Source organism: Massilia sp. 9I (assembly GCF_902506415.1).
GTDB lineage: Bacteria > Pseudomonadota > Gammaproteobacteria > Burkholderiales > Burkholderiaceae_D > Telluria.
On record NZ_LR733275.1, the window covers coordinates 3,307,220 to 3,315,516 of the forward strand.

Consider the following 8,297-nt stretch of genomic DNA (forward strand, 5'->3'; position numbering starts at 1 on the left):
GAAGGCGCATGCGCCGCGGGTTAATGAATTGCTGATTCTATGAGCAGATTGTCAAATCTGAAATAATTTTGACGGCACGTTTTCACAGGCGCGCCGCCAGCTCCGCACCCTCCCGAATCGCCCTTTTCGCATCCAGCTCCGCCGCCAGCGCGGCCCCGCCGATCTTGTGGAAGCGTGGCCCGCCTGTGGTCCCTTCCGCCGGCATCAGCTCCGCCAGGCTCTCCTGCCCCGCGCAGATCACCACGTTGTCCACCGCCAGGAGGCGCGCTTCGCCGCCCACCGTGATGTGCAGGCCCGCGTCGTCGATGCGCTCGTACTGCACCCCCGCCAGCATCTGTACGCCGTTGCGCACCAGGGTTGCGCGGTGCACCCAGCCCGAGGTCTTGCCCAGGCTAGAGCCCGGACGGGTGGTCTTGCGCTGCAGGAGCCAGACTTCGCGCGGGGGATGCGGCTTCACCGGCGACGCCAGCCCGCCCGGCGCGCTTGACGCGGGATCGACGCCCCACTCCGCCATCCAGTGCGCAGCCGGCACCGGCAGCGGCACCTTTGGGTCGTGCACCAGGAATTCGCCCATGTCGAAGCCGATGCCGCCGGCGCCGATGATGGCCACGCGCCGGCCTACCTGCTTCCCGTCGCGCAGCACGTCGAGGTAGCTCAGTACCTTGGGGTGCCCGATGCCGGGGATGTTCGGGTGACGCACCGTGATGCCGGTGGCGACGATTACCTCGTCGTAGCCACCCGCCAGCAGTTCTTCGCGGCTTACGCGCCGTCCCAGGCGCACGTCGACTTTCGCCAACGCCAGCTTGCGCCCGAAGTAGCGGATGGTCTCGGCGAACTCCTCCTTGCCCGGCACGCGCATGGCCACGTTGAACTGGCCGCCGATGCGTTCACTCGCATCGAACAGGGTTACCTGGTGGCCGCACTCGGCCGCGACTAGCGCCGCCGACAGCCCGGCCGGGCCGGCGCCGACCACCGCCACCCGGCGTGGACGCGCGCTCTTCCGGTACCTAAGTTCGGTCTCGTGGCAGGCGCGCGGATTGACCAGGCAGCTGGCGCGCTTGTTGGAGAAGGTGTGGTCGAGGCAGGCCTGGTTGCAGGCGATGCAGGTGTTGATCTCGTCGGCGCGGCCGCCGGCCGCCTTGGCGACCCAGTCGGCATCGGCAAGGAAGGGCCGCGCCATCGACACCAGGTCGGCGTCGCCCTGCGCCAGCAGGCTTTCCGCATCGCCGGGCATGTTGATGCGGTTCGAGGCCACCACCGGGATCTTCACTTCGGCGCGCAGGCGCCGCGCCACCTGGGCAAAGGCGGCGCGCGGCACCGAGGTGACGATGGTGGGCACGCGCGCTTCGTGCCAGCCGTAGCCAGTGTTGAGGATGGTGACGCCGGCCGCTTCCAGCGCTTTCGCTACCGCCACCACCTCGTCCCAGGTATTGCCGCCTTCGACCAGGTCGAGCACCGAGTGGCGGTACATCAGGATGAAGTCGGGGCCGACCTCCGCACGGATGCGGCGCACCACCTCGAGCGGCAAACGCATGCGGTTCTCGATGCTGCCGCCCCAGTCGTCCGTGCGCTTGTTGGTGCGCGCGCACAGGAACTGGTTCAGCAGATAGCCTTCGCTGCCCATCACCTCGACGCCATCGTAGCCCGCCATCTTGGCCAGCTTCGCGCAGCGCGCGTAAGAAGCGATGGTGACCTCGATGCCGGCGGCGTCGAGCGCCTTCGGCTTGAACTTCGAGATCGGCGACTTGATGCTGGATGCCGACACCACGAAGGGCTGGTAGCCGTAGCGCCCCGCGTGCAGGATCTGCAGCAGGATCTTGCAGCCCTCCTCGTGCACGGCGCGGGTAACGCGCCGGTGGTTGGGCACGTCGCCGAGGAAGTTCAGGGTGCCCCCGAAAGGCAGCAGCCAGCCCTGGCGATTTGGCGAGATGCCGCCGGTGACGATCAGGCCGGCGCCGCCGCGCGCGCGTTCGCGGTAGAAGGCGGCCAGCTTGCCGTAGTTGTAGAAGCGGTCTTCGAGCCCGGTGTGCATGGAGCCCATGATCACGCGGTTCTTCAGCGTGGTGAACCCGAGGTCGAGCGGTGCGAGGAGATGAGGATAAAGTGGATGCGTCATCACGGCATTACACCGTGATTTCGTGGAGGCGTGGTTCTAAACGCTGGCTGCTGCGTTCAGACCAGGTGGCTTTCGCGATCGCGCAGTTCGGCGAAGGCTTCGATGCTGCCGATGTTCACGGTGACCGGGCGCAGGACGGCGTTCGGCGACATCGAGCGCCAGGCGAACTGCCATTCCTGTTCCTGGGCCTGGGCGGTGCCCTTGGTAAAGGCGGCGCCGAGACGCGAGCGCTCGCCGTATTCGACCGGGCCGTCGATGCCGGCCCAGTCAGGCAGGGTACGCTGCACCGCGCGGTGCAGGCGTTCGCCGAACAGTTCGGTGTTGTGGATCACCAGGCAGCTGTCGGCGGGCCCGAGCACGTCGAACAGGCGCTTGTCCCAGACGGTCGAAAACGACACGGTCAGGAAGAAGCCGGCGGGCACCAGGCGGAACTGGCCGCGCAGCGCGGCTTCCAGTTCGGCGCGCTGCGCGTAGCGGTGGAGGGTCGGAGGGCGTTGGTAGTCGTGCATGCTGTACTCGATCATTCGGTGGGCGCAGGCTGGCGCGGCTGCTGGAGGGACAGCGTGTGCTGCATGCGCATGAAGCGCGAGGCAATGAGGATCTCGCGCAGGAAGTAGACGAAGCTGCTGATCAGGCCCATCATCGCGAACACGAAGAGGCCGGCGATGTACTGGTCCAGCGGCAGGTTGGTGGTGTCGCCCAGGAACAGCATCGCAATCACCAGGCAGACCATCAGGCCGCAGCCGGTGCTGGAAGTGATCGCCGTGTTGATCAGGTGCGAGCGGGTGTACAGGGTTTCGAGTTCGGCCGATTCCTCGGTGTTGGGCCGCACCTTGAGGCGGTCTTCCAGCACCCGGGTGCGATCGATGATGCGGGCCAGCCGGTTGGTCAGCACGGTCAGCTTGGTTGCCACGCCAGTCAGCAGGAAGACCGGCGCGATCGCCAGCTGGATGACGTGGCCGATGTCGCTGATCTGGATATTCATGGGTGCTGAAGTCTTGTTGTAGGTCTGGACATAGTGTAGCAGCCGCGGCGCGCGACCGGCACCCCGCGCCCCTCAATCAAAGCGGCCGTGGCGCTTGAACTGCTCGGTCGCGTTCACCAGGGCGCGCGCGATGCCGGTTTCCAGGGCGCCGTGGCCGCCGTCGGGAATCATGTGCAGCTTCGCGCCGGGCCAGGCCTGGTGCAGGCGCCAGGCCGAGAGCGGCGGGCAGATCACGTCGTAGCGGCCCTGCACGATGGTGGCCGGCAGGTGGGCGATGCGCCCGATGTCGCGCACCAGCTGGTCTTCTTCCAGGAAGGCGCCGTGCAGCATGTAGTGCGACTCGAGACGTCCCACGCCGAGGTCGAGTGCATCGGACGAGGGTTCGTCCGGCTGCGGCAGCAGGAACACGCGGCGCCCCTCGAAGCGGCTCCAGGCGCGCGCCGCCGGCCAGTAGACCTCGGGATCGGCGCATAGCAGGCGCTCGGCGTAGGCCTTGAGCAGGTCGCCGCGCTCGGCCACCGGAATCGGCGCCACGAATTCCTCGTACAGCTCCGGGTAGAACCACTTGATGCCGTTGATGAACCAGTCGACCTCGGCGTGCGTGCACAGGAAGATCCCGCGCAGCACGAAGCCAAGGCAACGCTCGGGATGGGCCTGGCCGTAGGCCAGCGCCAGCGTCGAGCCCCAGGAGCCGCCGAACACCAGCCACTGCCGGATGCCGAACATCTGGCGCAGGCGCTCGATGTCCTCGATCAGCAGCTGCGTGGTGTTGTTGCGCCATTCGCCCAGGGGCGTCGACTTGCCGGCGCCGCGCTGGTCGAACAGGATCACGCGGTAGGCGCTCGGGTCGAAGAAGCGGCGGTGCTGCGGCGACAGGCCGGCGCCCGGCCCGCCATGCAGGAACAGGACCGGTATGCCGTTGGGGTTGCCGACTTCTTCCCAGTAGATCGTGTGCAGCTCGTCGACGGCGAGCATGCCGTGGCGGAGGGGCTGGATCGGCGGGAACAGCGACGGCGGCGTGGCGGGCATGGGACTCTACTCGGTCGGGGTGAGAAGCCGATTGTAGCCTACCATTACGCCGTTTCAGAAGAAGGTGTTCAGCCCTTCGAGCACGGTGTAGCCGTCGTCCACCGCCAGCAGCAGCTGCCACTTGTCGAAGGTCGTGCAGGGGTGCGAGATGCCGCAGCCGAGCAGGTCGCCGACCTGCAGGCTGTCGCGGATGTCGCCCTCCGGCAGGCGCAGGTAGGCGTGCTGGTCGTTCATCTTGACGATCTCGCAGCCGGGCGGCAGCTCTCTTGGCAGTCCATCGCTGCCGGGACGGTGGGAGAACAGCGGCGTCGGCAGCGCTTCGTCATAGGAGGCGTCGCGCTTGCCCATGGTGAGGATGGCCAGGCCCGGCTCGGGACGCGACTGCACGATGCTCCAGACTTCCAGCGCCGGGCGCAGGCCTTCGGCATGCGCGTCGTGCGCCTCGCGCGCATCCAGCTGGGCCAGCAGGCGTTTATAAGAGCCGTGATCGCTGGTGAGGTAGCAGCCGCTGCGCAGCACGGCGCGCGCCGGGCGCGACAGGCCCTCGACGCCGGCGAAGCCGCGCGCCACCAGGTCGAAGTAGGCGGAGCCGCCGGCCGTCAGCAGGATCTCGGCGGCGCCGAACAGGCCTTCGGCGTCCGCCACTTCGACCAGGTCCACCAGCTCGGCCAGGAAGGCCTTGACGGCGCGGATATCGGCTTCGCGGTCCTGCGTCACCAGCAAGCCTTCGTAGCCTTCGAAGCCGGCCAGCACCAGGCCATCGGCAGTGGCAATGGCGCGCGCCACGGCCAGCGCCGCTTCCGGCGTGCGGCAGCCGGCGCGTTTTCCCGCCAGGCCGAGTTCGACCAGCACCGGCAGCGGACGCGCCAGGCCGCGCGCCGTGACCGCCTGCGCCAGGCGCGCCACGCCCTCGAGCGAATCGGCCAGCACGAAGCACTCGAAGTCGGGATCCTCATGCAGCAGGGCCAGCACGGCCTCAATGTCGGCGCGCGCCACCAGCTGGTTGGCCAACAGCACGCGGCGCACATTGAAGCGATGCGCCACCTGGATCTGGGTGGCGCTGGCCAGCGTGATGCCCCAGGCGCCATTGGCCAGCTGGGCCGCGAACAGCTGCGGGCTCATGGTGGTCTTGCCGTGCGGCGCCAGCGTCACGCCATGACGCGCGCAGAAAGCCTTCATCCAGGCCAGGTTGTGCTGCAGCGCCGAGGCTTTCAGGACCGCGACCGGGAAGGAGGTGTCGCCGCGCAGCACGTTCCAGCCCTGGATGCCGAGCGCGCCCTGGCGCAAGGGCTCGGTGATCGGCAGGCCCTTGGTGCCGGGCAGTAGCAATTGTTCGTCGAGGCTGGACAGGGCGAGGCCGTCGCGGGGCAAGGTGTGCATGGTTTTATCGGGTAGAAAGAAGCTTGCGTCTATTGTACCGAGGCCGGGGCAGGCGAAAAAAAAGCACCGCCGCAGCGGTGCTCTTCCTGGCATCAGGCCAGGGCCATCACTGCATGTGCTGGCCGCCGTTGATCGCGATGTTGGCGCCGGTCACGAACGCCGCTTCTTCCGACGACAGGTAAGCGACCAGGCCGGCGACTTCTTCCGGCTTGCCCAGGCGGCCCATCGGGATTTGCGGGATGATCTTGGTTTCCAGCACTTCGCTCGGGATGTCCATGACCATCTTGGTGCCGATATAGCCCGGCGAAATGGTGTTCACGGTCACGCCCTTGCGCGCCACTTCATAGGCCAGGGCCTTGGTGAAGCCGTGCATGCCGGCCTTGGCGGCCGAATAGTTGGTCTGGCCGAAGGCGCCCTTCTGGCCGTTGACCGAGGAGATGTTGATGATCCGGCCCCAGCCGCGCTCGACCATGCCGTCGCAGACCGGCTTGGTCATGTTGAACACGGAATCCAGGTTGGTCTTCATGACCGCATCCCAGTTCGGCTTGTCCATTTTCTTGAAGGTCATGTCGCGGGTGATGCCGGCGTTGTTGACCAGGACGTCGACCGGGCCGACTTCCTGCTCGACCTGGCGCACGCAGGCCTGGGCCGAATCGTAGTCCGAGACGTCGCAGGGATAGGCCCGGAAGTCGAAGCCCTGCTCTTTCATCTGGCCCAGCCAGCTTTCCGCCTTCTTGTTCCCCGGCGAATACGTCGTGACAACCTTGTAACCCAAGGCGGCCAGCTTGATGCACACCGCTTCGCCCAGGCCGCCCATGCCGCCCGTTACCAATGCTACTCGTGCCATTGTCTTCTCCAGTTTTATTGTCTTCACTTCGCTCAGAACAAGGCAGCCGCGCCGGCTGCCCCTGCAGACCTCAGTCGCGCTCGACCGCCAGCGCCACGCCCATGCCGCCGCCGATGCACAGGCTGGCCAGCCCGCGCTTGGCGTCGCGGCGCACCATCTCGTGCAGCAGGCTGACCAGCACGCGGCAGCCGGAGGCGCCGATCGGGTGGCCCAGCGCGATCGCGCCGCCGTTCACGTTGATCTTCGACGTATCCCAGCCCATTTCCTTGTTCACCGCGATGGCCTGGGCGGCAAACGCCTCGTTGATTTCCATCAGGTCGATGTCCTGGTGGGTCCAGCCGGCCTTTTTCAGGCACAGCTGGGTAGCCGAGACCGGGCCCATGCCCATGATCGACGGGTCCAGGCCGGCCGAGGCGTAGGCCTTGATGCGCGCCAGCGGGGTCAGGCCGAGTTCCTTGGCCTTGGAGGCGCTCATCATGATCACGGCGGCGGCGCCGTCGTTGATGCCGGAGGCGTTGCCGGCGGTGACGGTGCCTTCCTTGTTGAAGGCCGGGCGCAGGCTGGACAGTGCTTCCAGGGTCGAGCCGTGCTTCGGATATTCGTCGGTATCGAAGATGGTCGGGCCTTTTTTCGACGGAATCTCGACCGGGATGATCTCGTCCTTGAACTTGCCCGCTTTTTGGGCAGCTTCGGCCTTGAGCTGCGACTGCAGCGCGAATTCGTCCTGCTCGGCGCGCGACACCTCGTACTTGCGCGCGACGTTCTCGGCGGTCACGCCCATGTGGTACTGGTTGTAGACGTCCCACAGGCCGTCCACGATCATGGTGTCGACCAGCTTGGCGTCGCCCATGCGGAAGCCGTCGCGCGAACCATTCAGCACGTGCGGCGAGGCGCTCATGTTTTCCTGGCCGCCGGCGATGACGATCTGGGCGTCGCCGCATTTGATGGCCTGGGCCGCCAGGTGGGTGGCTTTCAGGCCGCTGCCGCAGACCATGTTGATGGTTTGCGCCGGCACCATGTCGGGCAGCCCGCCCTTGATGACGGCCTGGCGCGCCGGGTTCTGGCCGGCGCCGGCGGTGAGCACCTGGCCCATGATGACCTCGCTGACCGAGGCGGGGTCGATGCCGGTTTTGGCCAGCAGCTGTCGGATCACATGCGCGCCGAGCTCGGCGGCAGGGATCTTGGCCAGTGTGCCGCCGAACTTACCGACCGGCGTGCGGCCAGCGGCCACGATGACGACGTCTTCCATGTTGATCTCCCTGGGGTCCCGGCTGTGCCGGATGATTGTTGAGACAGCAGACTTGCGAAACCATGCATCTTACGGGGCGTGGTGTGCTGATGTTTGAGCCGAATCAATCTTATCAGTTTACTCACCGATTACAACCGCGTGATAACAGGCAAGTAATCAAGTGTTTGCGCGTATTTTGAACAGCGGCGGCAACACCCATTTCTACTAGGAATCATGCGTACGTAACTGTCCTTTCGGTCAAATTTCACAGTAGAATGCACGAGCGCAACGCCAACCAGACTGTTTATGCCGAAAAACCCGACCTCGCTGCCCATCGAAATCAAGATCTCCACGGTCGTCGCCATCTCGACGATCCTGCATTCGGCCGACCCGGCCGTGATCGATGCGGCCCTGCACCAGATGACCGGCGGGGTGTCGGACTTCTTCGAGGACGAGTTCGCGGTGATCGACATCGCCGCCATCGCCCATGAAGCCCCGGCGATCGACTGGCCGGCCCTGGTGAGCTTGCTGAAGAAATACCGGTTGAACGCGGTGGCCGTGCGCGGCGCCGGCCCGGAGATGGCGGACGCGATCCGTGCCCACGGCCTGTCGCTGGACGACGGCTCGAGCGGCGTGCGTGCGCCGGAGCACAAGGAAGCGCAGGAAGCGCCGGCGTCAAGCCCGGTGGCCGAGCCGACCCCGGCGCCCACCC

Annotated in this window: 7 protein-coding genes and 1 pseudogene; 1 reads left to right on the forward strand and 7 read right to left on the reverse strand. The window is 66.6% G+C overall.

Features of this window, described 5'->3' with window-relative positions; genetic code table 11:
• Nucleotides 1–82 precede the first annotated feature (82 nt).
• The 7 genes from GV068_RS14730 to GV068_RS14760 all read right to left on the reverse strand — a co-directional run bounded on the left by GV068_RS14730 (nucleotide 83) and on the right by GV068_RS14760 (nucleotide 7,606).
• Nucleotides 83–2,116: an NADPH-dependent 2,4-dienoyl-CoA reductase gene (locus GV068_RS14730; RefSeq protein WP_159699112.1), complete on the reverse strand. Its 2,034-nt coding sequence runs from the start codon at nucleotides 2,114–2,116 to the stop codon at nucleotides 83–85.
• Nucleotides 2,117–2,172: 56 nt separating this feature from the next.
• On the reverse strand, nucleotides 2,173–2,625 hold the full coding sequence (locus tag GV068_RS14735; protein ID WP_159699115.1) for a hypothetical protein: 453 nt from the start codon (nucleotides 2,623–2,625) through the stop codon (nucleotides 2,173–2,175).
• Nucleotides 2,626–2,636: 11 nt separating this feature from the next.
• Nucleotides 2,637–3,101, reverse strand: coding sequence for a DUF2721 domain-containing protein (locus tag GV068_RS14740; RefSeq protein ID WP_159699118.1), 465 nt, complete (start codon nucleotides 3,099–3,101; stop codon nucleotides 2,637–2,639).
• Between the two features lie 72 nt (nucleotides 3,102–3,173).
• Complete coding sequence (pip, locus tag GV068_RS14745; RefSeq protein WP_159699121.1) at nucleotides 3,174–4,130, reverse strand: prolyl aminopeptidase; 957 nt, start codon at nucleotides 4,128–4,130, stop codon at nucleotides 3,174–3,176.
• Nucleotides 4,131–4,184: 54 nt separating this feature from the next.
• A complete protein-coding gene (locus tag GV068_RS14750; RefSeq protein ID WP_159699124.1) occupies nucleotides 4,185–5,510 on the reverse strand; it encodes an amino acid deaminase in 1,326 nt (441 codons plus the stop codon).
• Nucleotides 5,511–5,616: 106 nt separating this feature from the next.
• A complete protein-coding gene (locus GV068_RS14755) occupies nucleotides 5,617–6,357 on the reverse strand; it encodes a beta-ketoacyl-ACP reductase (RefSeq protein WP_159699127.1) in 741 nt (246 codons plus the stop codon).
• A gap of 70 nt (nucleotides 6,358–6,427) precedes the next feature.
• Nucleotides 6,428–7,606: an acetyl-CoA C-acetyltransferase gene (locus GV068_RS14760; RefSeq protein WP_159699130.1), complete on the reverse strand. Its 1,179-nt coding sequence runs from the start codon at nucleotides 7,604–7,606 to the stop codon at nucleotides 6,428–6,430.
• A 285-nt stretch (nucleotides 7,607–7,891) separates the two neighbouring features.
• Between GV068_RS14760 and GV068_RS14765 the strand changes: the two are divergent.
• Nucleotides 7,892–8,297 (forward strand): annotated as a pseudogene (locus GV068_RS14765) (septum site-determining protein MinC); the annotation flags it as partial.

What these genes read in the sequence shown, in the direction of transcription:
- GV068_RS14730 (WP_159699112.1), bottom strand. Translation starts at nt 2,116, where the DNA reads ATGACGCATCCACTTTATCCTCATCTCCTCGCACCGCTCGACCTCGGG.
- GV068_RS14735 (WP_159699115.1), bottom strand. Translation starts at nt 2,625, where the DNA reads ATGCACGACTACCAACGCCCTCCGACCCTCCACCGCTACGCGCAGCGC.
- GV068_RS14740 (WP_159699118.1), bottom strand. Translation starts at nt 3,101, where the DNA reads ATGAATATCCAGATCAGCGACATCGGCCACGTCATCCAGCTGGCGATC.
- pip (WP_159699121.1), bottom strand. Translation starts at nt 4,130, where the DNA reads ATGCCCGCCACGCCGCCGTCGCTGTTCCCGCCGATCCAGCCCCTCCGC.
- GV068_RS14750 (WP_159699124.1), bottom strand. Translation starts at nt 5,510, where the DNA reads ATGCACACCTTGCCCCGCGACGGCCTCGCCCTGTCCAGCCTCGACGAA.
- GV068_RS14755 (WP_159699127.1), bottom strand. Translation starts at nt 6,357, where the DNA reads ATGGCACGAGTAGCATTGGTAACGGGCGGCATGGGCGGCCTGGGCGAA.
- GV068_RS14760 (WP_159699130.1), bottom strand. Translation starts at nt 7,606, where the DNA reads ATGGAAGACGTCGTCATCGTGGCCGCTGGCCGCACGCCGGTCGGTAAG.